This window comes from Bradyrhizobium sp. Crot121 (assembly GCF_059512385.1).
The window spans coordinates 91424-117752 of the sequence record NZ_JCAMOR010000008.1; the positions used below are offsets into that span (position 1 = coordinate 91424).

The window sequence follows — 26329 nt, forward strand, 5'->3', positions numbered from 1 at the left end:
ATTGGCGTGAACAAGACGCCCCAAACTCCCCCTGTAATAGGGGAGTATTGTCCATCAATGTAAGGTTGTAAATAGATCAACGGCTTGATATTTGCAGTGCTATGCATGGGGCCATGCTTATGCCGCAGCCCGCGCGCGTTTCCTCAACAGTTCCGCGGCGATCTTCAGATCCTCGACAAAGCGTTGATATTCCCGCGCTTTCGCATCCTCATCGGGGAGCCGCAGCAGATAGGAGGGATGCACCGTCACCAGCGCCTTGACGTCGTTGTCAAGATCGATCAGGCGGCCGCGGTTCTTGTTGATCGGCGTGAGCTTGTTGAACACGCATTGCGCAGCGGTCGCGCCCATCGCCACTACCAGGTCCGGTTTGATCGATGCGAGTTCCCGCTCATACCATTGGCGGCAGGCCTTGATCTCCGGCGTATTCGGCTTCTGGTGCAGGCGGATCTTGCCGCGCGGCACAAATTTGAAATGTTTCACCGCATTGGTGACGTAGACCTTTTTGCGGTCGATACCGGCTTCGTCGAGCGCGCGGTCGAGCATCAGGCCGGCGGGACCGACGAACGGTTTTCCGGCGAGATCTTCCTTGTCGCCCGGCTGCTCGCCGACCAGCATCACCTGCGCGCTTTGCGGGCCTTCGCCGAACACGGTCTGGGTCGCATGCTCATAGAGATGGCAGGCGCGGCAATCGGCGGCTTCCTTCCGCAGCGCACTCAGTCGGTCGGCGTGGCGGATCATGGCGGGTTCCGGTGGCGTGGCGATTTCGCTTGTGGGCTTAATCGTCGAAGCCTCCCGCAGGTTCCTCGATTGCTTCGCTGCCAGCCGGGCCGGGTTGAAGATCGTAGCGTAATGACGCTGCCAGATTTCCTCCAGCCGATTGCCTGCAGGCATCCCGGCCTCGCCGATACCAGGGGTGATCGACACCGCATGTCCATCCCAATGTGCGCAGACATCAGGTGTGAGGATCGACCAGGGCATGTCGGCGAAGCGGCTCGCGAAGAATGGCGCCGCCAGTTCCACGACATGATGCTGCGGCTCGAACCAGGCGACGAAATGCGATTTGTGCTCGCGCCCGATCTCGCGGAAGCGGATCGACGTCCGCATCCGCTGTGCCTCGTGATGCACGGCCTTCGCCATCGCATGGATGCGCGCGACATCAGGGTCGTCGGCGACGTCGAGCAGGTCATGGTCGCGGCGCAGGCGCCACAACAGGCGATAGAGCAGGGCAAAGCGCTCGGCATCGCGATGCAGGATCGCGGTTTTCGCCAGCTCGACGAATTTGGCCGGCACGCTGAACGTGCCGTGCGGCGGCTCGAGCGGCGCTTCGCGGTCCGGCGCATCGAACGGTTCGACTTCGTTGTTGCGCACCGTCCACGTCACATCGTCAGGCGGCACCTCGTTCAGCACCAGCGTCCGTGCTGCCTTTCGCCAGCCGTCGAAATCAGTCTCGCTGCCCAGGATGATGTGGTGCATGGCACTTACTCTCCCTCCTGTCTCTCCTCTCGTCATGCCCGGGCTTGACCCGGGCATCCACGCCTTCCTCACCAAGGAAAGAACGTGGATGGCCGGGACAAGCCCGGCCATGACGGCTCTCATGAATCCAGTTGATTTCATTCATGAATTTATCCCGTTACCAATCTGATTGACTCCTCCCGCGCAGTTGGCTTTATATTAGAACATACCATGAACAATTGGGCCAGCTTCTAGTTTCTCCCGGAAGCCAGCAGCGGCCCCGATATCTTCCTTAAGGAGCGGCGCATGACGAGCGCACGCCTGAGCACGCTTGCGTCCCTACGTGGGCGCATCGAGCGCATTGAGACATCCAATGAAGCGCATCCGCTGCCGCGGATCGCGCTCGGTCATGCCGGCGCTGATGCGATGCTCAAGGGCGGCCTCGCGAAAGCCGCGGTGCACGAGGTGTTTGCCGAGGGGCACCAGGGCGCTTCCGCCACCGGTTTCATCGCAGGTCTCGCCGGCCGTCTTGCCGCGCGAAAGCCGCTGGTCTGGGTGCGGCAGGATTTTTCCGAAACCGAATCCGGCGCGCTGTCGATGAACGGTCTGTCCGAACTCGGCCTCGATCCGCGCCTCCTCGTCACCGTGCGCGCCGCCGACATCGACAATGCCTTGCGCACCACGGCCGATGCGCTCGCCTGCGACGCGTTAGGCGCCGTCATCATGGAAGTCTGGGGCGAGTCCAAGCAGCTCGATCTGGTCGCGAGCCGCAAGCTGACGCTATCAGCGCAATCATCAGGCGTCCCCGCGCTGCTGCTGCGCCTCGCCGCAACGCCGCTTCCGTCCACCGCGGAAACCAGATGGATCGTGCGCGCGGCGCATTCGCCGCCGGGCGCCAGTTGGAGCGCGTGGGGCGCGCCTCTGTTCGATGCGCAGCTCGTTCGCAACCGTCATGGCCCGGTCGGGCGATGGATCATGGAATGGAAATGTGATGAGTGCCTTTTCAGTGAACCGTCGGCGTATCCTCAGCCTGTGGCTGCCGCGCCTGCCCATCGATCGGATCAAGCGGCAACTGGCGCGCACCGCCTCGCCAGTTGATCGCCACACGGACGCCGCACCTCCTCTCCCGCAAGCGGGGGAGGGCTGGGGTGGGGGTGCCTCCGCGAGTCACGCAGTCTCCTTGATCGAACCGGCATCGCCGCGAGTTCCCACCTCTCCCCAACGGGGAGAGGTCGACTTGCACATGGCCATGTGCAAGTCGGGTGAGGGGGCTCAGGTCCCGCGAGAGACCGCACCCCTCACCCGGATCGCATCTAACGATGCGATCCGACCTCTCCCTATGGGAGAGGTGAAGAAAGAGATCCCCAGTGTCGTGGTCATCAAGGAGCACAACGCGCTCGTCATCCACTCTCTCGACGACATCGCCGCGCGAAGCGGGCTGTCGACTGGCCTGCCACTCGCCAATGCTCGCGCGATCTGCCCGGAACTGACGGTCTATGATGCCGACGAGGTCGCGGATGCCAAAACGCTCAATGACATCGCCGACTGGTGCGACCGCTTCACACCTCTGGTGGCGCTCGATCCGCCCTACGGTCTCTTCCTCGATATCACCGGCTGCGCCCATCTGTTCGGCGGCGAACACGCGATGCTGCAGATCATCTGCGGCGCTCTCAGTCGGCGCGGCTTTGCCGTCAGCGGCGCGATCGCCGCCACCTCGGTTTGCGCGCGTACGCTGACGCGGCATTCGTCAGGCAGGATCATCGAGGATGGTGCGGAGGTCGAAGCTGTCAGCCCTCTGCCGATCTCGGCATTGGGCGCCGATGAGACGATCACCAAAGGCCTGCGCCGCGCCGGCTTGAAGACCATCGGCGATGTTGCTGCCCGCGCGCGCCATGAGATTGCGGCGCGTTTCGGTGCTGCCTTCACCACGCGGCTCGCGCATGCGCTGGGGCAGGGCGATGCGCCGATCAGTCCGCGCAAGCCATTGCCTGACTACATCGTCGAAAAGCGGTTTCCCGAGCCGGTCACGACCGAGCCCATGATCGCGATGACGCTGCAGAACCTCGCCAGAATGCTGGTCCAGGCGATGGACAAGCAGGGCAAGGGCGCGCGGAAGCTGGAAGCAGGCTTCTTCCGCACCGACGGCGCGGTGCGCACGCTTGCCGTCGAGACCGGGCGCGCGGTCACGAAGCCCGAGGTGATCGACCGCCTGTTCCGCGAGCGGCTCGATGCACTGAGCGATCCCCTCGATCCCGGCTTCGGCTTCGACCTGATCCGCCTGTCGGCTGGTCGTACCGAGATCGTGGTGCAGCAGCAGCGCGATCTCGATGCCCATGTCCACGACAATGACGAGCTTGCCGCGCTGATCGACCGCATCGCCGCCCGCATCGGCGGCAAGCGCGTGGTCGTGTACCTGCCGGAGGATACCCATATCCCCGAGCGCGCGGCGCTTGCCGCCCCTGCGCAGCATCATCTGGCCGCGGCCTCGCAAGCCGCCTGGCCCGCGCGCGCCGAGGGCGAACCGCCGCTCCGTCCGCTGCGCCTGTTCGAAAGGCCGGAGCCGATCAAGGTGCCGTTCGCCACCGTGCCGGATGGACCGCCGCATCGCTTCACCTGGCGGCGCGCCACGCATCAGGTGGTGCGGGTCGAGGGTCCCGAGCGCATAGCCATGGAATGGTGGCAGCGCGACGGGAAGGTGCTGACGCGCGACTATTTCCGCGTCGAGGACGAGCAGGGCCTGCGCTTCTGGATCTTTCGCGACGGCCTTTACGACAGCGAACTGATCGACGAAGACGGCAAGCCCATTCCCGCCAATTGGTTCGTGCATGGGCTTTTCGCATGATGGAACCGGCGCCCGACTATGCCGAGATCGGCATCACAAGCAATTTCTCCTTCCTGCGCGGCGGATCGGATCCGCGCGCCTATGTGCATCAGGCGAGCATTCTCCGCATTCCCGTGATCGGGCTTGCCGACCACAACACGCTCGCCGGTGTCGTGCGCGCCTACAAGGAGCTCGAAAATTCGAAAGTGACCCATCCGCCAAAGCTGCTGATCGGTTCGCGCATCGTATTCATGGATGGCACGCCTGACATCCTGGTCTACCCGCGCGACCGCGCGGCTTACGGCCGGTTGTGCCAGCTTCTCACCCGCGGCAAGCGCGGCGATGACATCGAGCGGATCGAAAAGGGCGAATGTCATCTGAAGCTGAACGACCTCCTGGATTTCGCCGAAGGCCAGCTCCTGGTGCTGTCATTGCCGCATCGTTTCGAGATGGCCAAGGCGCTCGATCTGCTCGCGCGGTTGAAGGCGAGCCGCACTGATGGCGTGTGGCTCGCCGCAAGCCTACTCTATCGTGGCGACGACAGGCGGCGCCTGGCGCGATTGCACCATCTTGCGACCAAAGCCGGCGTGCCGCTGCTCGCGACCAACGAAGTGCTCTATCACCATCCGGCGCGCCGCCCGCTGCAGGACGTGCTCACCTGTATCAGGGAGAAGACGACGATCGATGCCATCGGCAGGAAGCTGGAAGCCAATGCCGAGCGGCATCTGAAACCTGCGCAGGAGATGGCGCGGCTGTTCCGCGATTTTCCCGACGCGATCGCCGAGACCATGCGCTTTGCCGACCGCATCACCTTTTCGCTCGATCAGCTCAAATATCAATATCCCGATGAGCCGGTGCCGCCGGGCAAGACCGCGCAGCGTCACCTGGAAGATTTGACGTGGCAAGGCGCGCACGAAAGATTTCCGATCCGGATTTCCCCGAAAATCAAAAAGACCCTGCACAAAGAATTGCGCCTGATCAGGAAACTGAAATACGCGCATTATTTCCTGACCGTGCACGACATTGTCCGGTACGCACGCAGTCAGAATATCCTGTGCCAGGGCAGGGGATCGGCGGCGAATTCCGCAGTCTGCTATGTACTCGGCATCACCTCGGTCAACCCGATCAAGGTCGATCTCCTGTTCGAACGCTTCATCTCGAAAGAGCGATTGGAGCCGCCCGACATCGACGTCGATTTCGAGCATTCGCGGCGCGAGGAGGTGATGCAATATGTCTATCGCCGCTATGGCCGTCACCGCGCCGCCATCATCGCAACCGTCATCCATTATCGTCCGCGCAGCGCGATCCGCGACGTCGGCAAGGCGCTGGGGCTGACCGAGGATGTCACCGCCGCGCTCGCCGATACCGTGTGGGGAAGCTGGGGCAAGGGCCTCAACGATATGCAGGTGCGGCAGGCGGGGCTCGACCCCAGGAACGAGATGATCGGACTCGCCGTCGATCTTGCCACCGAGCTGATCGAATTCCCGCGCCATCTCTCGCAGCATGTCGGCGGCTACGTGCTGACGCAGGATAGGCTCGACACCTACGTGCCGATCGGCAATGCCGCGATGGAAGACCGCACCTTCATCGAATGGGACAAGGACGACGTCGACGCGCTCAACATGATGAAGGTCGACGTGCTGGCGCTGGGCATGCTGACCTGCATCCGCAAGAGCTTTGACCTGATCGCCGATCACAAGGGCGAGCGCTGGGAGCTTGCGACCGTTCCGCAGGACGACAAGAGAGTCTACGACATGCTGTGCCGCGGTGAATCGCTCGGCGTGTTCCAGGTCGAGAGCCGCGCGCAGATGAACATGCTGCCGCGGCTGAAGCCGCGGGAGTTCTATGACCTCGTCATCGAGGTCGCGATCGTGCGTCCGGGGCCGATCCAGGGCGACATGGTGCATCCTTATTTGCGCCGGCGAAACAAGCAGGAGAAGGTGAGCTATCCATCACCGTCACCGGAGCACGGTCCTGCAGACGAATTGTACAGGGTGCTGCACAAGACCCTCGGCGTGCCGCTGTTCCAGGAGCAGGCGATGCGGATCGCCATCGAAGCCGCAAAATTCACCTCCGAAGAGGCCAATGGCCTGCGCCGCTCGATGGCGACCTTCCGCAATCTCGGCACCATCGGCAAGTACGAGGACAAGCTGATCGGCAACATGGTCGCACGCGGCTACGATGGCGAATTCGCCAGAAGCTGCTTCGACCAGATCAAGGGTTTTGGCTCCTACGGCTTCCCGGAAAGCCATGCCGCGAGTTTTGCCCAACTCGTCTACATCTCCTCCTGGCTCAAGCATCATCATCCCGACGCCTTCTGCTGTGCGCTGCTCAACTCGCAGCCGATGGGCTTTTACGCTCCCGCGCAGATCGTCGGCGACGCCCGCAAGAACGGCGTCGAAGTCCGCGAGATCGATGTATCCTTCAGCTTCGCCCAGAACACGCTGGAGGAGGGCAGCGGTAAGCACTGTGCCGTGAGGCTAGGCTTCCGCCAGATCGACGGCTTCAACTGGAAAGACCCGGATGAGGAGAAGCTGAAGCAAATCCAGGCGTCATTCCATGGTGAACCTGCGATGTTGCCGCACGCTCCCACCTCTCCCCAGCGGGGAGAGGTCGACTTGCACATGACCATGTGCAAGTCGGGTGAGGGGGCTCAGGTCCCACGAGAGACCGCGCCCCTCACCCGCGCTGGAGCCTGTCATCGGGCGCGCCTTCGGCGCGACCCGTTGGGCGCGACCTCTCCCTATGGGAGAGGTGAAGAAATCGACTGGGCCGACCGCATTGTCGCGGCGCGGCAGCGGCGTCCCTTCACCTCGCTGGAGGATTTCGCCCGCGACACCGGCCTGCCCAAGCGTGCGCTGATCCTGTTGGCGGACGCCGATGCCTTCCGCTCGATCGGGCTCGATCGCCGCGCAGCGCTCTGGACAGTGCGGCGGCTGCCCGACGATGTCCCATTGCCTCTGTTCGAAGCCGCTGTTGCCCGCGAGCAGCCGGACGAGAACGCAAAACCCTTGCCGCAGATGCCGCGGCAGGAGCAGGTGGTCGCCGACTACCAGACCATCCGCCTGTCGCTGAAAGGCCACCCGATGGAGTTCCTGCGCGCGATGTTTGAAAAAGAGCGCGTGGTGTCCTGCAAGGAGATCTGCCATCGCAACGACCGCCGCCGCGTCCGTTGCGCCGGCGTGGTGCTGGTACGGCAGCGTCCGGGCAGCGCCAATGGCGTGGTATTCATGACGCTCGAGGACGAAACCGGCATCGCCAATATCGTGGTGTGGCCGAAGGTGATGGAGCAATACCGGAAAGAGGTGATGGGCGCGCGTCTGATCTTGGTCGAGGGCTATATCCAGAGCAGCCCGGAGGAGGTGACGCACCTGGTCGCGCAACGCATGATCGACCGCTCCTACGACCTCATCAATCTCTCCAACGACGCCTTCAGCGCCAAGCCTGCCGTGCCCGCCGGCCCCGCTTTGGTCGAACCCCTCAATGACGATCGCCGCGACCACGGCGAAAACTCCCCGCAAAGAATCCGCCACCCCCGCAACGTCCGCATTCTGCCGCCGTCACGCGATTTCCATTGAGGGAGCGCGCCGCCTCTCTCCTCCGTCATTCCGGGGCGCGCGCAGCGCGAGCCCGGAATCCATTGCGCCGCACCCGCAGGCGGAGAAATGGATTCCGGGCTCATCGCTTCGCGATGCCCCGGAATGACTCCTCATCCCGAGGAGCCGCGAAGCGGCGTCTCGAGGGATGGGCCACGGGCTCCCTCAGTCATTCCGGGGCGCGAAGGCGCGAACTATGATGCGTAACCACAGAGAATCCATTTCGCAATGCACTCGGCGTTGGCGATCCCGTCCCGAAGGTCTAGCATGTCGAAAGTCAGTGCCGTTTTGGCTGCCTGGACTATCGTTCATCTGCAACGGGCGGGAGCTGACAATGAAGACGATTTTGGTACCGACCCAAAATACCCCGGCCATGACATCCACACTCGAAACGGCGGTGCTGCTCGCGCGGCGCACTGGCGCCTATATCGAGGGGGTTCCACTGTGGTTTGGCACGCCTGAGTTTGTCGTGGCGGGGCTGGCCAGCAGCTATTCCATGGAAACCTATCGGGTACGGCGCGAAGCGGAGGCGGCGGGCGAGCGCGAGCTGTTCGAGACCTTCATGCAGCAGCACGGTGTTGCTGCTGCGAAAATGACCGCGGACCGACCTTGGTATAGCTGGTTCGCCGAGGTGCCGCCGGGCGAGGGCCTCGTCGGCAGCCATGGCCGCGTGTTCGATGTGATTGTGATGAGCAGGCCGGGTGCTGCTACGGACCCTCTCTATCGGCGGGCGGTCGAGTCGGGATTGTTCGAAAGCGGTCGGCCTGTTGTGCTGTCGCCGCCGACTGCTCCGAAACAGATCGCGACCAACATCATGATCCACTGGAATGGCAGCACCGAGCAGGCCCGCGCCAACGCGTTGGCGATGCCGCTATTGCACCTGGCCGGACGCGTGACGGTGTTGACTGTCATCGGCGGACAGGATGTGCCGGGTCCATCGGCCGATCAGGTGCGCAAGCAATTGCGGTACAATGGCATTGCCGCCGAGCCCCTGAGCATCGAGCTGAACGGTCGCAGCACCGGCGAAGCGGTGCTCGCCGCGGCCAAGGCCGACGGCTGCGACCTGTTGGTCAAGGGAGCTTTTACAAGGACCAGGCTACGGCAATTGATTTTCGGCGGCGCCACCAGCCACATCATGGAACACGCAGACTTGCCGTTATTGATGGCGCATTGAAAATCGTGCCCACCGGACTGCCCGAGGTGTCATTCCGGGCATCGCGAAGCGGCGTCACGAGGGATGGCCGAGAAACTCTCACTGTCCGTCATTCCGGGGCGCGCGCAGCGCGAGCTATGATGTGCAAGTGCACATCAGAGAATCCATTGGGCCGCAGGCGCAAGTGGAGAAATAGATTCCGGGCTCGATGCTTCGCATCGCCCCGGAATGACAATGGCCAATGTCCTGCACGGACTCACGAGGATGATCGACGCGGCGGGATCGGCGGAACCACCTGCAGCTTAGGAAGATCCTCGGGGCGCAGCCGAAAGGCGACGGGATATTTGTCCGGGTTCACGTTCTCCTCCGGCTCGGTCGATCTCCAGACATAGAGGCATGTCGGACAACCGAACACGGTCCAGACCCCGGCAACGGGAGATTTGCTGCGGACCTCGATCTTGCCTGATCGACATCGCGGACATGCGGCCGGAAGAGTGTCGGCGGTTGTCGCCGTCATGTCCGCATCTCCTTCGCCAGAGCCATGAGCTTGGTCCGCCACTGATCGGTGTGCTGCGGCTTGTCGAGTTCCTCGCCATAGTCGCCGCGAATGTCAGGCGCGATCGGCGTGGTGGCGTCGATGATCATCTTGGTCACCACGCCGGCCGGACTGCAGGCCGGATCCAGGAGATTCTCCGCGAGATTCGGGATGGTCACGATGTCGCCCGCAGGGTTTACCTTCACCGATATCGCCCACATCACCTGCTTAAGATCGAACGGGTCGACTTGCTCGTCAACAACGATCACGACTTTTGCGTATCCGAGACCATGGGTCGTGGTCAGCACGCGCAAGCCCACATATTTGGCGAAGCCGCCATAGCGGATTTTTGTCGAGACGACGACCACCAGACCGTGGGTATAGAGTGCATTGACGGCAACGACTTCGGGAAACGTCGTCTTGAGTTGAAGGAAGATCGGCGCGCTCGTCGTCATGGCTTGCAGGAAGTCGAGCTCGGTCCAGGGCCGCCCCACATAGACCGCGTCGTAGACCGGATCCTTGCGGTGCGACACGCGATCGATCTCGATCACCGGATATTTATGGCATCCCGAATAATAGCCGGGGAATTCACCAAACGGCCCCTCGGTCTCGCGCTGTCCGCAAAGCAGGCGGCCCTCCAGCACATATTCGGATCCCCAGGGGACATCCAGGCCCTTTGCAGTCTTGACGACACGGTATGGCGCGCCCTGCATCACGGCCGCCATCTTGTATTCGAGCTGATCGTAAAGCAGCGGCGTCGCGCCCATCAGCGTGATGATAGGCTCGTTTCCCAGCGCGATCGCGACTGGCAAGTCTTGGCCGCGGGCTTCCGCATGAGCCATATGGATCGCGATATCGTGCTGCGGCACAGTCTGGATTCCAAGGCGATTCCACCCTTTGACCTGCAGGCGATAGATGCCGACGTTCTCGACATCGTCATTGTTCCAGTCGTCCAGGTCTCGGCTGATGGTGCAGGCTTTGTCGATGAAGTAGCCGCCATCGCCGCGGTTGAGACGAAACAGCGGCAGCAGTTCGTAGAGGTTCACGTCCTTGTCGACGACAACCTCCTGCCAGGGCGCGGTCTCAACGCGCTCCAATGTGCCAGGATATTGCTGGAAGCGCCGGACGAACTCAAAAAATTGATCGCGCATGCTGGCGTCTTTTTCCATGCCAAGCGCGAGAGCATGGTTGCTCCATGATCCATGTATGTTCATGGCGACCCGAGCGCTGGTGTAGCCGGCGATGTTGTCGAAATAGATCGCGGGGCTGTCCTCGCCGATCTCTGTAAGGGCGCAGGCCGCGGCGGCGATGTCGGGTTCAGGAAGAACCTGATCATGGATGCGCAGCAATTGCCGCTCTTGCTCGAGGACGGACAGGAATTCACGAAGGTCCTTGTAGGCACGCATTTCTGCCCCCGATTGCTCGGATTGGTTTCAGGCGGCGCGTAACGCGGCAATCTGCCGTTGCCAACGCGAGAGTACGGCTTGAGGATCGTGCAGTGCAAAGGTGACTCCGCCTGTCACATCCGCGTATGGCGCGACATGCTGGCGTACCGACTCGACCTCCGCCTCGAACAACGCCAGCGGCACATCGGCAGAAGAGTGTGCGAGGCGGCGACAGCGGAGCTTCATCTCGCAAATGCCGCCATCCAGTGAAAGCGCGATCGTGAGCCGTCCTTCGCGTTCAAGTTGGAGGCCATTGTCGATTGCGGAAAAACCGCAAAGCGGACGCGACCAGAAGGCACGATCACCATATCGCCTGCACTGAGCAGGGCAGCGTGAGGCCATCCGTCCGAACCAACCGTCGAGAGACGCAGCGCCTGGGTTTTGGTCTCCAGGTCGGTGCCATCGAGATAACGGACCACCCCGTCCGGGGTCTTGCTGCTGGTTGCGGGCGCCGCGTAGAAGTGCTCGGCTTCCTTCATTTCACATCTCCCTCGGAGGTGATCCGCATTCTCGCGGAAATCGAAGGCGGCAGTTCATTGAAGTGAGGCAGGATCGGTGCGCCGCGGTCATCGCGGTCTCCCGGAAGAGACAAGCGTGACTGGCCCTGCAAAAGAAGTACTACCAAAGGCTGTTCCCTGCAACGGCGCCCCCGCCCTCATCCCGAGGAGCCGCGTTAGCGGCGTCTCGAGGGAGGGGCTCCAGGCGAGAGCGGGGCCTCATGGTTCGAGACGCGCTGCGCGCTCCTCACCAAGAGGGTCCAAAGTCGCGTGCACGGCGAAGCAAATTATGCAAGCGATTCCAAGGTGATTTGCCTCGTCCAGCCCAGCCGCGAAAAACATTCCGCTTTCGCCGTCGGGCAAATCAGTGATTTAACTCCGCGCGTCTCACGGCGGATGAGGGGCGGTTCGCGATCGTCACGAACGTTGCGGTGAGATGCGGTGGACGTGATGGGTGTGACTGACGAGCACGCGCATCGCGGACGGCGAAGTCGTGTGGTCCTGGCGCCCCGACGCTGGCGCTAAGTTTTTTGCGCGAAGAAATCCGCGCGAGAGGCGATGGTGGCAAGAAAGCCCGGTCACCAAGGAGAGCACGAAGGAAACCGTAAACCATCGCGCAGGGAAAGCCGGAATGCTTCGGTTGAACCTGTGGTCCTACCCCCGTGCTTTTTGTTGCACGGGACCCACGGGTGCAACCAGCACCCGGCTTTCCCTGCGCCCTCTGCTATCGAGGAGGGTGGAAAGTGACGCAAACCTCGGACGCAATGCGCCGCGAGAACGCGAACTCACATCCCTCTGCTGTTTGAAATCTGAATCAGAACTCGCGGCGATGCCGTAGGGTGGGCAAAGCGACTTGTCCGCCGTAGCTCAACGAGCGAAGGCGGAAGCGTGCCCACCATCACGAGCGAAGTGGTAACGGTGGGCACGGCGCTGATGCGCCTTTGCCCACCCTACGGCTCCGCACCGCTGGCTCGCGCCACAACCACTCCCTGTGGTTATGGGTCCCTGCTTTCACAGGGGACGACATCGTAGGATGGGTAGAGCGCAGCGAAACCCATCATTCGTGCCGCTTACTCCGTCGCGATGGGTTTCGCTGCGCTCTACCCATCCTACGCATCATCTACGCGCTCACTCCACCGCCGCCCCGACCGGTGGGCCGCCGGGAGGTCGATGCAAGAACGTCATCGTCAGGTAGGCGCCGACCCAGGAGCCGATCGCCGCGAACAACACGTAGACCGAGTTTTCGGTGTAACTGATCACCGCATAGGACGAGAGCACGTACCAGACGCTGCTCCAGGTTGCCGCCGGCACGCGTTTGCGTGCCACCACGGCGGACGTGAACATCACGTAGACCGCATCGGTTGCGGCCGTCGCCAGCACGACGCCGGCGGCGGTCAAGGGATCGATGGCCATTGCAACTCCTTCCCAGTTCGGGCACTGCTCTTGGGCACACAATTGAGGGAATGCCGAAGCGCGACCGGTTCAACCATGCCGAAAAGGGCAGGCGGTCGGCATCGTCAAAACAGGAGGGATGGTCAGGCAGGATCTGCCTGCGCACGCAGGGCCTGTCACACGGCCCGCTTTAGTTTCGCCGGCCGTCACCCCCGGAATTGCCCGGGGCTTGGCATTCACCCGGCGTTCATGCCTCACTGTCCAAAGATAAACCGGAACCTGCGTCCAATTGTCGCTTTTTTGGTTGTCTGAACCGGTAATTGGGCACTATTAGCGCGCAGCGGAACCTCCGACATCAGCCACGGCCCATGGTCAAAGACATTACCAAGCAATTGCAGACCCTTAGCCGTCAGCGCCTGGCGCTGGTCGTGGCCGTGCTGGCGGTTGCCGGTGGCGTGGCTTACGCATCCCTGCACAACAAGGGGGCAAATGGCGGCCATTCGGAGATTTCGAGCCAATCCCGCAAAGGCCTGCAGCGCTACACGCCAACCCCTGCCGAATGGGCGAGCCTCAGCCTGCAGCCGGTCTCCGAGCGTGCCTTCCGCGCCGAATACGTGACCGAGGGCAAGATCGGCATCGACGAGGATCGCTCCACTCCGGTGTTCTCGCCCTATACCGGCCGCATCACCAAGCTGCTGGCGCGGCCCGGCGACAGCGTCGTCAAGGGCCAGCCGCTGTTCGTGATCGAGGCCGCCGACACCGTGCAGGCGCAGAACGACTACATCTCGGCGATGACCGGCGTGAACAAGGCGAAGTCCGCGGTCGATCTGGCGCAGATCCAGGACGACCGCGCGAAGAACCTGTTCGAAGGCAAGGCCGTGCCGCTGAAGGACTATCAGCAGACCCAGGCCACGCTGGTCCAGGCGCAAAACGATCTGCGCTCGGCGCAGACGACGCTGGAGGCCGCGCGCAACAAGCTGCGCATCCTGGGCTTCGGCGACGGAGATATCGATGCGCTGCGCCAGAAGGGCGGCATCAATCCGGAAATCACGATCTTCGCGCCGATCGGCGGCACGGTGGTGCAGCGCAAGGCCGGCCCCGGGCAATATGTCTCCTCGGGCGCCAGTGATCCCGTCTACGTCATCGGCGATCTCTCGACGGTCTGGCTGCTCGCCTTCGTCCGCGAGAGCGACGCCGCCAAGGTCGCGGTCGGGCAGGACCTCACATTCAGCGTGATGGCGCTGCCGGGCCGCTCGCTGACCGCGCGCATCAATTATGTCGCCGCAGCGATCGATCCGGCGACGCGCCGGCTCCTGGTCCGCGCCACCATCGACAACGCGGATGGCGCGCTGAAGCCGGAGATGTTCGCCAATGTCACGCTCTATTCGCCGGGCGACCATCCCGCGGTCGGCGTACCCAAGCAGGCGCTGATCTATGAAGGCGACCAGGTGCGCGTCTGGGTCGCGCATCCGGACAAGACGATCGAACTGCGCCAGGTCAAGCCGGGGATCACCAATGGCGATCTCGTCGAGATCGTCGGCAATCTGCGGCCAGGCGAGCAGATCGTCACCAAGGGCAGCCTGTTCATCGATCGCGCCGCCTCCGGTACCTGACATTCCCGGATTATTGAAAGCTTCGATCTGAAATGGATCGCCTCGTCGCTCTCGCAGTCAGCCGCCGCTATCTGATGGTCGGCATCTTCGCCGCCGTCATGATCGGCGGGCTGATTGCCTTCCAGCACCTCAACATCGAGGCCTATCCCGATCCGACGCCGCCGATGGTCGACGTCGTGACGCAAAGCCCGGGCCTGTCGGCAGAGGAGATCGAGCGCTACATCACGATTCCGATCGAGACCCAGGTCGCCGGGCTGAAGAACCTGCGCACGATCCGCACGATCTCGCTCTACGGCCTCTCCGATGTGAAGCTGCAGTTCTCCTTCGACTACACCTATGACGAGGCGCTGCAGCAGGTCCTGAACCGCCTCGCGCAACTGCCGCCTTTGCCCGGCAATGTGCAGCCGACGATCTCACCGCTCAGCCCGATCGGCGAGATCTTTCGGTACCGGCTGGTCGGCCCGCCCAACTACAGCGTCCTCGATCTGAAGACATTGCAGGATTGGGTGCTGCAACGCCGCTTCCGCGCCGTGCCCGGCGTGATCGACGTCACCGGCTGGGGCGGCAAGACCAAGACTTATGAGGTGCAGGTCGATTTCAACAAGCTCGTCGCCAACGGCCTGACCTTGCCGCAGGTGTTGCAGGCGGTGAGCAACGCCAACATCAATGTCGGCGGCAACACGGTCGATATCGGCACCCAGTCCGCGGTGGTGCGCGGCGTCGGCCTGATCCGTTCGGTCGACGATCTCAACAACACCATGGTGTCGCAGTCCGGCGGCAACCCCGTGCTGGTGAGGGATATCGCGACCGTCACCATCGGCGAGAAGCCGCGGCTCGGGATTGCCGGAATCGATAATGACGATGACATCGTGCAGGGCATCGTGCTGATGCGCCGCGGCGAGCAGAGCTCACCGACGATCGCCCGCGTCGAACAACTGGTCAAATCGATCAATCACTCCTCGATCCTGCCGCCGGGGGTCAGGATCGAGCGCATCTACGACCGCAAGGACCTGATCGATCTCACCACCCACACCGTGCTGCACAACATGGTGGTCGGCATCCTCCTGATCGTGCTGCTGCAATGGATATTCCTCGGCGATCTTCGCAGCGCGCTGATCGTCGGCGCAACCATTCCCTTCGCGCTGTTCTTCGCCGTGATCATCCTGGTGCTGCGCGGCGAATCCGCCAATCTGTTGTCGGTCGGCGCGATCGACTTCGGGCTGATCGTGGATGCCACCGTCATCATGATGGAGGCGATCTTCCGCCGCCTGTCACAGACCACGCGGCTTTCTGAAGCCGAGCAGAGCCATGTCTCCGCCGAAACCATGATGGGCATCAAGACCCACGCGATCCTGTCGGCGTCCGCCGACGTATCGCGCTCGATCTTCTTTGCCGCCACCATCATCGTGGCCGCCTTCCTGCCGCTGTTCACGCTGAGCGGCGTCGAGGGCAACATCTTCGGACCGATGGCGCGGACCTATGCCTATGCGCTCGCCGGTGGTCTGCTCGCGACCTTCACGATCACGCCGGCGCTGAGCGCGATCATCCTGCCCGCGCATATCCAGGAGACCGAGACCTGGATCATGAGGCAGCTCGATCGCCTCTATTTGCCCGTCCTGAACTGGGCGGTCGCCAACCGGCGAGTGGTGATGGCCGGTGCGGCCGCCCTCGTGGTCTTGACCGCGCTGTCGGTACGATTGCTCGGGCTCGAATTCCTGCCGAAGCTGGAAGAGGGCAATCTGTGGATCCGCGCCACGCTGCCGCCGACGATCTCGCTGCAGGAAGGCAATGCCTATGTCAACGAGATGCGCCGGATGATCCGCGCCCGTCCCGAGGTGGAATCGGTGGTGTCACAGCACGGCCGTCCCGATGACGGAACCGACGCCGCCGGTCTCTTCAACGCGGAATTTTTCGCGCCGCTGAAGCCCGCAAGCGAATGGCCCGGCACGCGCGACAAGGATGAGCTTACCGCGCAGCTCTTGGCGCAGTTGCAGGACAAGTTTCCCGGCGTCGAATTCAACTTCTCGCAATATCTGCAGGACAACGTCTCCGAAGCGGTTTCGGGCGTGAAGGGCGAGAACTCGATCAAGCTTTACGGCAGCGACCTGCAGGCGTTGACCGACACGGCCAATCAGATCAAGTCGGTGCTCTCGACGGTGCAGGGGATCACCGACCTTGCCGTGTTCACCTCGCTCGGCCAGCCGACGATCCAGATCGACGTCGACCGCGCCCGCGCCGCGCGCTATGGCCTATCGCCGGGCGACATCAATGCCACGATCAAGGTCGCAGTCGGCGGCGACAGCGCCGGCGATCTCTATGAGCCCGGCAGTGACCGCCATTTCCCGATCATCGTGCGGCTTGCCCCGGAGTACCGCAAGAGCGCCGAAGCGATCCAGAACCTGCGCATCGGCGTCGCCAACCCGAACGGCGGGATCACGCAGATCCCGCTGAGCGAAGTGGCCTCGATCAAGCTGATCTCGGGCGCCGCCTATATCTACCGCGAGCAGCAGGAACGCTATCTGCCGATCAAATTCTCGGTGCGTGAGCGCGACCTCGGCAGCGCGATCCAGGAGGCGCAGCAGAAGGTCACGGACCAGGTCAAGCTCCCGCCGGGATCGCGTGTCGAATGGGTCGGCGAGTTCGGCAATCTGCAGGACGCGATCAAGCGGCTGTCGATCGTGGTGCCGATCAGCCTCGGTTTGATCGGGATACTGCTGTTCCTCAATTTCGGCTCGATGGTCGACACGCTGCTCGCCATGAGCGTGATCCCGATGGCGATCTTCGGCGGCGTGCTCGGGCTGCTGGTCTCCGGCATTCCCTTCAGCGTCTCGGCCGCGATCGGCTTCATCGCGCTGTTCGGCATCGCCGTGATGGACGGCATCATCATCCTGTCGCAGTTCAACCAGCTCATCGATGAAGGTTACGAGCGGATGCGGGCCGTGGTCCGCACCGGTGAATTGCAACTGCGCCCGGTGTTGATGACCTGCGTCGTCGCCGGCGTCGGGCTATTGCCGGCGGCGCTGTCGGGAGGGATCGGCTCGCAGGTGCAGAAGCCGCTTGCGGTCGTGGTCGTGACCGGCATGATGCTGGCGCCGATCGTCATCCTCGTGACGCTGCCGGTCCTGATCTCCTATTTCTCGCGGCGCGAATCTAGGAGGTGAAGCCGTAGAGCCGCGCCGGGTTGTCGACCAGGATCTTCTTGCGCGTCGCCGCGTCCGGCGCCCACACCGCGAGCTGGTTGAGGAGGCGTCCGTCGTCGATCTGGTACAGCGGAACAACATCCGTGACCTGCTTTCCGGGCGGGACCACCGTATCGGGATGCGGCCAGTCGGTGCCCCAGACGATGCGGTCGGGATTTGCCGCGATCAGGGCCTTGGCGAGCGGGATCGCGTCCTGATAGTCGGGCGCAAGCTTGGAGGCGCGGTAGGCGCCGGAGATCTTCACATAGGCCTTGCCGGACTTCACCAGTTCGACAAGGTCCGGAAAACCCGGTTGTTCCACGCCGAGCGCGGCCTGCGCGCCGCCGAAATGGTCGAAGACAACGGGCACGGGCGATGCAGCGACGAGGTCCTTGACCGCCGGGATCAGCGGCAAGTTCGTGTACACCTGCACATGCCAGCCCCGCGCCTTGACGCGGTCGATCCCGGAGGTCAGGCGGGCACGGGCGACATTGGGATCGTTGATGCCGCCGGTTGCGAGGTTGAGGCGGATGCCGCGAAAACCGTCCTTCTGCATCGCATCCAGATCGCTTTCCGGCGTCTTGTCGTCGATGACAGCCACCCCCCGCGCCGTGCCACCGCGCGCCATCATGCCGAAGCGGGTCGCGGAATTGTCGGTGCCGTAGACGCTCGGCGTCACGATCACCACGCGCTCGATCCCGAGAGCCTTGTGCAGCGCGCTCATCTCCTCGGGCGAGGCCGGTTCCGGCGTGTAGACGCGACCGGCGAAGAACGGGAATTTCTGGGGATCGCCATGGATGTGGGTGTGGCAGTCGCAGGCGCCGGCCGGCACGTCGAAATTCACCGGCGTCGAAGGCTGGGCTGCCTTGGCGTGCACGTCTCTGTTGTTCATCATCACTCCGGCCGCGATGGAGGCAAGCATCATACTGCGTCGCGTCAGCATTGGTCTTCTCCCTGCGTTTCCTCGTTTGATCGGCGCTTGCTGCGCCCCGGCGTTATCAGCCGCCGGTTGAGCGAGGTTACAGGGCGAATGTGCGGGCGGGAAGGCGGTGATGCCTATGCCGGATCACTGTCCGGACGGCGTGCGCAGCCCGTGCCAGGCGTCGCGCACCTGATGGTAATGCACCTCCGGCAGGTAATCGGGCGTATTGAGATTGAGGTTCTTGACGTCGAGCCGGCCGATGGCGCTGAGCAGGCTGTAGGAGGCGATCACGCGGTCGCGCAGTGCGCCGATCAGCCGGGCTCTGGCCGAGATCAAATCCTGTTGCGCATTGAGCACGTCGACGGTGGTGCGCTGGCCGCCTGCCGCCTCGCGCTGCACGCCCTGCAGCGCAACGTTCGCGGCACGGACTTCGGACTCGGAAGCGGAGACCGCCGTCTTGGCGCCTTCGTTGGCGACCCAGGCGCTGATCGCAGCGGTCCGCGCCTGGTTACGAACCTGGTCGAGCACCAGCCGGCTCTGCGCCGCCACTTCCTTGGCCTGCCGGGTCTGGGACGCCGCCATGCCGCCGTCATAGATCGGCTGGTTCAACTGGCCGATGATGGAAGCCTGATCGGTTCCGAATGTGCCGAGCGTCGGGTCGGAGTCGCGGCTGCGGCTCACGCTGCCCTGCACCGTGACGTTCGGCATCAGACTGCTCTCGGCGACGCGGATCGTGGTCGAGGCGACGTCGACGTCGTAGCTTGCCGCCATCACCGCCGGGTGCTCTTTGAAGGCGAGCCCGATCGCGTCCTCGCGATTGCGCGGCAGCAGGCGGTCGGTGGTCTCGGCAGGCCGCAATTGCCCGGGCGCATTGCCGATGACCTGTGCGTAAGTCGCTTGGCTGATCGCGAGACTGATCTCGGCGGCGTTGAGGTCGGCAAGCCCGCGGTTCAGTCGCGCTTCGGCCTGCGCCGTGTCGGTCGGCGTGACATCGCCGGCATTGAGGCGCTTCTGCGTGATGGTTTGCGTTTCGCGCAGAAACGCGACGTTGGCGCGCTGCGCCTCGACCAAGGACTGGTTGGCGAGCACATTGGTATAAGCGGTCACCGCGTCCAGCAGCACGCCCTGGCCGACATTGCGCAGCGCCTCGCGGCCGGATTGCACCTGCAATTCCGCCACCCGCACGCTGTTGGCGGTCTTGAAACCGTTGAACAGCGTCTGCGTCACTGTCAGGCCGATCTGCCACGGCTTCAGGTTCGCGGTCTGAACGACGTTATTTGGCAAGAGGTCGCGCACCGCCTGCAAACCGGCGGAGAGGGTTGCTGCGATCTGCGGACGATAGCCAGTCAGTGCCTGCGGCACGTTCTCGTCGGTCGCCCGCTGCCGCGCCCGCTCGGCATTCAGCGCCGGATTGGTCTGGTAGGCTTTGGCGAGTGCTTCAGGGAGGCTCTCCGCATGGACCGCCGAGGCGGCGAAATCGACACAAAGCATAACGCCAAGGCAAATGCCCGTCTGAAGCAAACGCCTTCTCACGTCGCTAACTCTAGCGGCACGTCCAACCATAATAACCCGCAAACCACCCCGACTGTCCGCCCCCGTCGACTGGGTCACATCTACTGTTTAGGGGATGGTCTCGCTACTGACAAACGGTCGCGCGACATCTGCACATCAAATCAGCGCTTGTCTGTTGCCGGTTCGTCACAGACGGTGACGACAGTGATTTAACTTACCTGTTCTTATTCACAGGCTGCCGCTTCTCGATGAAGGCGGCCATGCCTTCGGAACGGTCTTCGAGCGCGAAGGTCGAGTGGAACAGGTTGCGCTCGACGTTGAGGCCTTCCGACAGCGTGGTCTCGAAGGCGCGGTTGACGGCTTCCTTGGCCATCGCCGCTGCCGGGCGCGACATCGATGCGATCTTTTCAGCGGCGGTAAGTGCTTCGTCCATCAGCCTGTCGGCGGGCACGACGCGGCTGACGAGGCCGGAGCGTTCGGCCTCGGCGGCATCCATCATCCGTCCGGTGAGGCAGAGATCCATCGCCTTCGACTTGCCGATCGCGCGCGTCAGCCGCTGCGTGCCGCCGATTCCGGGGATCGTGCCGAGCGTGATCTCGGGCTGGCCGAACTTCGCGGTATCGGCAGCAATGATGATGTCGCACATCATGGCAAGCTCGCAGCCGCCGCCAAGGGCATATCCGGCCACCGCCGCAATCGTCGGCTTGCGGCATCTGGCGACGCGGTCGCCGCCAACAGCGGCGAAGTCGCTGGTGAACATGTCGATGAAGCCTTTCGGCTGCATCTCCTTGATGTCGGCGCCGGCGGCAAAGGCCTTCTCGCTGCCGGTGAGGACGATGCATCCGATGGCGTCGTCCGCCTCGAGGTCGTCGACTGCGGCTGCGATCTCGCGGAAGACGCCGAAGGACAGCGCGTTGAGCATTTTGGGACGGTTCAGCTTGATGATGCCGACCGCGCCCTTGCTCTCGACAATGATGTGTTCAAACGTCGACATGATCCACCCCGTTCTCCTGATCTGGCGGCAATGTGCCCGCTGACGGGGTGGGCTTCAAGTGGGCTCCCGGACGCGGTGTGGCGCTATTTGCGCCGCGCGTCCGGGCACAAGGGGACGTCAGGCCATGAACATGCGGGCGGCAGACGCCATGGTCAGCAACGCGCCCGCGGCGATGAAGATCTTGCCGATCAGGGAAGTCCGGTCCCAGGTGGTGTCGTCGGCGCTGGCGACCGGCGCCGCCGTCGGCGCCTGGGCGGTCGTCATCGCGACCGCCGGGGCAGGCTGCTGCGGCTGTGGCTGCGCGGCGGGCTGATTCTGCTGCTGGCTCTCCTGCATCGCGCGATCGACTTCGTTGAGTTGGTCGGAGGCGACGACGTCGGCATCACCGGGCGCCTTTGCCTCGTCGGGCTTATCGGATGCGGCGAGCAGCGTGTTGGCCTTCGCCGACATCGCACTCGCATTATCGGCAGGAACGTTGGGGGTCAGTTCGGCCTTGGCATTGGCGACCAATGCCGGAAGCGAGACGGCTGCGGCGTCGGCGGTCTCGGCGCTATCCGGTTTCTTGGCCTCGGACGACTTGGATTCGGAGGACTTGGAAGCGGACGATTTCGACTCGGTCTTGGCCGACGTGTCGCGCTTTGCGTGACGCGTACTCTGTTTCTTAACACTTGCCGCACTATCGGAGTCCGAGGCAGTCGTGCCGCCCGAACCTGCCGCCTCGACCGGGGACGGCGCGGCGACGCATGCAAACAGCCCTGCGGCCACAAGCACCGCCAGAAGCCCGCTGGCTTTGGTGATCATCTGACAATCTCCCCATTTGCCCGCCCCTGAGGGGCGAAATGAGACCCCGAGGCGTGTCCGCAGCGGGGCAGAAAAAGGGAATCTTCGGGTTTTGCCGGGCCAAAACGGGGCGGCACCGTTGCGCCAAAGCGGCTGCTTTCGGGCACGGCGTCGATTTTCCTCCAGGTAAAATTCTGCGCTCACGCTCCGACCGGTGCGAGCTCCAGCAATCGATGTTAAGAGCGCTGTGGATCTCGAACGGCCCGCTCGACTTGCGCTGGTCCGGATTTGAGATTCTGTCGCCCGGGCGCCGTTTCACGATTTTGTGATCAGTTCGCCGCCGGTGTAACAAATTGAAGGATCGACCGAATTGCGTTGTGGGAGCGCACGTGCGCGAGCGTGAGGACGAATGGACCGGCCTGATGCGGTCGGCCATTTCAGGCGACAGCACGGCGTATCATCGCCTGCTGAAGGCGATCACGCCGGTCCTGCGGGCGGCCGCGCGCCGCGGTTTGGCGCGCGCGGGCCAACCGATCGATCAATCCGAGGATATCGTGCAAGACATTCTGCTGGCGGTGCATTCGAAGCGACACACGTGGGACGTAAACGCCCCGTTTGCGCCCTGGCTGTTCGCAATTGCCCGCAACAAGCTGATCGATGCGCTGCGACGCCGGGGCAAGCGGGTGTTCGTCAACATCGACGATTTTGCCGAGACCTTGCCCGGCGAGGCGCAGGAGGAGAAGGCCTCCGCGAGCGAAATCGCTGCGCATCTGAACGCATTGCCGGCGCGGCAGCGCGAGGTGCTGCAGTCCATCGCCGTCGACAGCGCTTCGATCAAGGATACGGCAGCAAAATTCTCGATGAGCGAGGGCGCCGTGCGGGTGGCGTTGCATCGCGGGCTCGCCAATCTGACGGCGAAACTGCGGGAGAGTTGAACATGGAGACCGATCAGCTCATTCGCACGATCGCCGCCGACAACACCCAGCGTGCACAACCGGTGGGTTTTGTCCTGATGCTGGCGTTGCTCGCCGCCGCACCGATTTCTTTGCTGATGTTCTTCACCGAGCTCGGCGTCAGGCCTGATGTCATGACCGCGATGCACAACCCGTTCTTCGGTCTGAAGTTCGCCGTGACGCTGGCGCTCGCCGCTTCTGCGATCGCCGTCAGCCTGCATCTATCGCGGCCCGAGGCTTCGCTGCGTGGCTTTGGCTGGTGGTTGCTGGTTCCGGCCGGGCTGCTCGTGGCCGGTATCAGCGGCGAGATGATGATGCCGCAGCGCGCGCCGATGATGACGCGGCTGGTCGGCAACAATTCGCGGGCCTGCCTGATCTCGATTCCCTTGCTGTCGCTGCCGCTGCTCGCGGCCGCTTTGTTCGGCCTGCGCCATGGCGCGCCGGCGCGCCCGGCAGTCGCCGGCGCGATCGCGGGCCTGCTGGCAGCGGGACTTGCGGCCACGCTTTACGCATCGCATTGCGCCGATGATTCACCGCTGTTCGTGGCGACCTGGTACACGATCGGGACCACGCTGGTCGCCGCCATCGGCGCCCTGATCGGCTCGAAGGTGCTTCGATATTGATTGCGGTCCCTCCACGTCGTCATTGCGAGCGCAGGGAAGCAATCCATCTCTCCACTTGCGGAGGCATGGATTGCTTCGTCGCTATCGCTCCTCGCAATGACGAGTGTGAAGGCTAAGCCGCGGGCGCGGACTGCTGCATGCGGTGGAAGCGCAAGACCTGCTGTGCGGTCGATGGCCGGAGCCGTTCGTAGGTCTCCATGCAGGCCAGGAGATCCGTCGGCTCGCCGCCTGACAATTCGTCGCGCAGGTTGATGATCGAGCGCACGGTCGACCACGAGAAGCCTGCGACCTTGGCCAGGATCATCACGCCTTCGGCGCGGGTTTCGATCATCATGTTCTCGGCAACGGCCAGACTCACATTGGCAAGAGCTGCAATCGAGGCATTGGTCTCGTCGAACTTGCCGGCGTCGGCAAACGCTGCCACCTGGAATTCGTCGAGGCGGCCATCCTCATACAGCGACTTCACCAGCGCATGGGCGATCGCCGTGTCGCGCGTGACCGCCGCGGGCGCGGAGCGAGCGCGCCGCGTCGCCTCGCGCACCGCGCTCGGCACCTCCTTGGCCTGCTGCGGGTTGGCGGCTTCGAGCCGGTGCCGCACCGTGTCCGATGCCTTCGCCAGCAGTTTCAGATAGAGATGCCGCGGCATGCTCGGGCGGAGCCCGATGCAGGTCGCAAGGTCGTCATCGCCTTCGGCGCGGCTGATCAGCCGCGTGAAGCCGCGTTCGGTGAATTCGGCACCGGGATTGTTGACGGTGCTCTGGATCACCTCGTCGTTACCGCGCAACACCAGCACGTCAGTGACGGCACCGCTCAGCGTCTTGCGCGCCGCGATCGCCAGCAGATGCGCCTGGCTCTTGTTGCGCGCGGTTTCGATCAGGGTGTTATCGTCGAGCCGGCTCGATTGCGTCAGCACGGGACCGGCGACCTCGATCATGTCGTCGAAGGCAAGCGTCCGGACGGTCAACGGCGGGGCAGTATCGATCGGCGCCAGCCGGTTGGACAATAACGCCTTCGCCGAGGTTTCGATGTGAAGCAGCAGGCACTGGAACACATCGTCGAACAGCGCGATCTGCTGGTCCGAATAGTCCACCGCGCCGTTGACGAAGAGATCGGTCACGCGGCGCAGGGTCTCGACCCGGCGCGCCACCGTTCCATGCGCGAGCGTTGCCTGCAACTCGTCAAGCAAGTTCTCGGGGGCGATTGCGGGTTTCAAATTCATGACTGTGACTCTGTCCTGGAGTATTGGCGATGCCACCGCGTCGGATTCTCCGACGGTGGAAGCGAATTCGTTTGGTCATGCACTGGCGATGCGATTGCGTCCTCGTGCCTTGGCCGCGTAAAGCGCGCTGTCGGCGCGCGCGAGAAATGTGTCCGGGCCCTCGTTGGGCCGCAGCGTTGCAATGCCGGCGGAAATCGTCACCTGCATGCCCGGCGAGAACGCGCTCCAGTCGAGCTCGGCGATGATGACCCGCAGCCGCTCCAGCGCGCGCGAGGCGCCATCTTCGTTCAACTCGGGCAGTATCAGCAGGAACTCTTCGCCGCCGTAGCGGCCGAAGCGGTCGATGCTGCGGATGTTGGCGAACATGGAGATCGCGAAGGTTCTCAACACTTCGTCGCCGGTCGGATGGCCATAGACGTCGTTGACGCGCTTGAACCAGTCGAGGTCGATCAGTGCGACAGAGCAGGGTGCGCCGGTGCGCTCGGAGCGGACGATCTCCTCGTCCAGCGTCCGCATGATGCTGCGCCGGTTGAATGCGCCGGTCAGCTCGTCAAGCTCGGCGAGCTCCTCGATGCGCTTGTAGGCTTCTTTCAGCTTCTGCCCGTTCTGGTACAGCGATTGCTGCATCGAGCTGGAGAGGATGCCTAAGAACATGCAGCGCCCGATGGTGAGCGCAAAGACCAGCACGGTGGCGAGCCGCTCCAGGGTGCTGCCATGCGGCATCGAGATCGGCTTGTCGGTCAGAAGGAACAGCGCGGCGAGGCCGAGCACCGTCACGGTCCAGATCAGGGCGGTCTGTCGCGCCGAGGTCCTGAGCGCGCCGAAGCCGAACACCACGAACAAGTTGCACAGGAACAGCACGCCGACTTGCGGCGCGATGTAGGTGAATCCGAGCTGGTTCGCCATGTGGAGGGCCGACTGCGGCGCGACCAGATAGTGATCCTTGAAGCGGTCGTGGAAGCCGAGTTCGGAAAGCAGCACGTAGACGGCGCACAAGCCCAAGCCGCAAAGCGCGTAGGCCATGCCCAACACCATCGGGATCGTGCCGGCGCTCGCATAGACCAGGAGCACGAGGGCGTCGAAAACATAGCAGACGCCGACCATCGCCTGGATCTGACGCCGACGTCTGGCGCGGCGCAACAGCTTCGTGGCAGCCAGCCGTGAGCCGCGGCCATTCAATCCGCCCGCAACCGGGTTCAGAAATGAGGACGCTGCGATGCCCATGCGCTCGCCATCGAGAGGAAAACTCGCAAAATCTACGGGGAAAAGCCTTTAGGTTTGGTATCTTTCGACCCCGAATCCGGTCCGTAGAGTCCCGCCATCTCCCTTGTTTTCGCAGGTGAAAATCGGGGGAACCTTGACTAGGCAATCGCGGCGGACGAGTGCTGGGCTCGACGGGTGGGAATTGGCGGGAAGACTGCCTAATCTGCCGACTCTTGCTAAGGTCGAGCAGTCGACATGGTCTTGGGGAGGCTTTGCCCTACCATGATACCTATATGGGGGCGAGGGAGTGCGGAATTCACGCGGAATTCGGGGTTTGTGGGATAGTTCACACATGCGTTCCGCACATTGCGGTAATGTGAAGAATTCTGCTCTCTCCATCGAACCAGCCCCCACCCGCTCTCGACCAATCTTGCGAGACG

General features: G+C 63.4%; 19 protein-coding genes. 8 read left to right on the forward strand and 11 right to left on the reverse strand.

What is annotated here, in order from left to right; genetic code table 11:
• Positions 1–117: 117 nt before the first annotated feature.
• Positions 118–1473 (reverse strand): UdgX family uracil-DNA binding protein, encoded by a 1356-nt coding sequence (locus AC5ZGW_RS10510; protein WP_130224281.1) that lies wholly within the window; start codon positions 1471–1473, stop codon positions 118–120.
• A 285-nt stretch (positions 1474–1758) separates the two neighbouring features.
• Here AC5ZGW_RS10510 and AC5ZGW_RS10515 point away from each other — a divergent pair, with 285 nt between their 5' ends.
• The 4 genes from AC5ZGW_RS10515 to AC5ZGW_RS10530 all read left to right on the forward strand — a co-directional run bounded on the left by AC5ZGW_RS10515 (position 1759) and on the right by AC5ZGW_RS10530 (position 9043).
• Positions 1759–2550: an ImuA family protein gene (locus AC5ZGW_RS10515; protein WP_130224279.1), complete on the forward strand. Its 792-nt coding sequence runs from the start codon at positions 1759–1761 to the stop codon at positions 2548–2550.
• Between the two features lie 241 nt (positions 2551–2791).
• A complete protein-coding gene (locus tag AC5ZGW_RS10520; RefSeq protein ID WP_130230703.1) occupies positions 2792–4294 on the forward strand; it encodes a Y-family DNA polymerase in 1503 nt (500 codons plus the stop codon).
• Entirely contained in the window at positions 4291–7851 is a 3561-nt protein-coding gene (locus AC5ZGW_RS10525; protein WP_130230701.1) for an error-prone DNA polymerase, read from the forward strand. Before AC5ZGW_RS10520 ends, AC5ZGW_RS10525 begins: the two co-directional genes overlap by 4 nt.
• Before the next feature lie 352 nt (positions 7852–8203).
• Positions 8204–9043, forward strand: a complete 840-nt coding sequence (locus AC5ZGW_RS10530; RefSeq protein WP_130230699.1) for a universal stress protein — start codon at positions 8204–8206, stop codon at positions 9041–9043.
• 235 nt (positions 9044–9278) lie between these two features.
• Here AC5ZGW_RS10530 and AC5ZGW_RS10535 read toward each other — a convergent pair whose 3' ends face one another.
• The 4 genes from AC5ZGW_RS10535 to AC5ZGW_RS10550 form a co-directional block, all read right to left on the reverse strand.
• Positions 9279–9539, reverse strand: coding sequence for a non-oxidative hydroxyarylic acid decarboxylases subunit D (locus AC5ZGW_RS10535; RefSeq protein WP_130230697.1), 261 nt, complete (start codon positions 9537–9539; stop codon positions 9279–9281).
• On the reverse strand, positions 9536–10963 hold the full coding sequence (locus AC5ZGW_RS10540) for a non-oxidative hydroxyarylic acid decarboxylases subunit C (protein WP_130230695.1): 1428 nt from the start codon (positions 10961–10963) through the stop codon (positions 9536–9538). The genes AC5ZGW_RS10535 and AC5ZGW_RS10540 overlap by 4 nt, the downstream gene beginning before the upstream one ends.
• Positions 10964–11184: 221 nt before the next feature.
• A complete protein-coding gene (locus AC5ZGW_RS10545) occupies positions 11185–11481 on the reverse strand; it encodes a hypothetical protein (RefSeq protein ID WP_130230693.1) in 297 nt (98 codons plus the stop codon).
• A gap of 1146 nt (positions 11482–12627) precedes the next feature.
• Complete coding sequence (locus tag AC5ZGW_RS10550) at positions 12628–12912, reverse strand: hypothetical protein (protein WP_130229387.1); 285 nt, start codon at positions 12910–12912, stop codon at positions 12628–12630.
• 347 nt (positions 12913–13259) lie between these two features.
• Between AC5ZGW_RS10550 and AC5ZGW_RS10555 the strand changes: the two genes are divergently transcribed.
• Positions 13260–14504: an efflux RND transporter periplasmic adaptor subunit gene (locus tag AC5ZGW_RS10555; RefSeq protein WP_130229386.1), complete on the forward strand. Its 1245-nt coding sequence runs from the start codon at positions 13260–13262 to the stop codon at positions 14502–14504.
• Between the two features lie 32 nt (positions 14505–14536).
• Positions 14537–17665, forward strand: coding sequence for an efflux RND transporter permease subunit (locus AC5ZGW_RS10560; RefSeq protein ID WP_130229385.1), 3129 nt, complete (start codon positions 14537–14539; stop codon positions 17663–17665).
• On the opposite strand, the gene AC5ZGW_RS10565 is transcribed toward AC5ZGW_RS10560, so the two are convergent.
• The 4 genes from AC5ZGW_RS10565 to AC5ZGW_RS10580 form a co-directional block, all read right to left on the reverse strand.
• Entirely contained in the window at positions 17655–18626 is a 972-nt protein-coding gene (locus AC5ZGW_RS10565) for an amidohydrolase family protein (protein WP_130229384.1), read from the reverse strand. The two genes, AC5ZGW_RS10560 and AC5ZGW_RS10565, sit on opposite strands and share 11 nt — an antisense overlap.
• A gap of 123 nt (positions 18627–18749) precedes the next feature.
• Positions 18750–20168, reverse strand: coding sequence for a TolC family outer membrane protein (locus tag AC5ZGW_RS10570; protein WP_130229383.1), 1419 nt, complete (start codon positions 20166–20168; stop codon positions 18750–18752).
• Between the two features lie 163 nt (positions 20169–20331).
• Positions 20332–21111 (reverse strand): enoyl-CoA hydratase, encoded by a 780-nt coding sequence (locus tag AC5ZGW_RS10575; RefSeq protein WP_130229382.1) that lies wholly within the window; start codon positions 21109–21111, stop codon positions 20332–20334.
• Between the two features lie 117 nt (positions 21112–21228).
• Positions 21229–21912, reverse strand: a complete 684-nt coding sequence (locus AC5ZGW_RS10580; RefSeq protein ID WP_245475032.1) for a hypothetical protein — start codon at positions 21910–21912, stop codon at positions 21229–21231.
• Between the two features lie 368 nt (positions 21913–22280).
• Here AC5ZGW_RS10580 and AC5ZGW_RS10585 point away from each other — a divergent pair, with 368 nt between their 5' ends.
• Both AC5ZGW_RS10585 and AC5ZGW_RS10590 read left to right on the forward strand, forming a co-directional pair.
• A complete protein-coding gene (locus tag AC5ZGW_RS10585; RefSeq protein WP_130229381.1) occupies positions 22281–22826 on the forward strand; it encodes a sigma-70 family RNA polymerase sigma factor in 546 nt (181 codons plus the stop codon).
• Positions 22827–22828: 2 nt separating this feature from the next.
• On the forward strand, positions 22829–23467 hold the full coding sequence (locus AC5ZGW_RS10590; RefSeq protein ID WP_130229380.1) for an NrsF family protein: 639 nt from the start codon (positions 22829–22831) through the stop codon (positions 23465–23467).
• A 112-nt stretch (positions 23468–23579) separates the two neighbouring features.
• On the opposite strand, the gene AC5ZGW_RS10595 is transcribed toward AC5ZGW_RS10590, so the two are convergent.
• Positions 23580–24686 (reverse strand): DUF2336 domain-containing protein, encoded by a 1107-nt coding sequence (locus AC5ZGW_RS10595; protein ID WP_130229379.1) that lies wholly within the window; start codon positions 24684–24686, stop codon positions 23580–23582.
• 75 nt (positions 24687–24761) lie between these two features.
• Positions 24762–25910, reverse strand: coding sequence for a GGDEF domain-containing protein (locus tag AC5ZGW_RS10600; protein WP_130229378.1), 1149 nt, complete (start codon positions 25908–25910; stop codon positions 24762–24764).
• Positions 25911–26329: the final 419 nt, after the last annotated feature.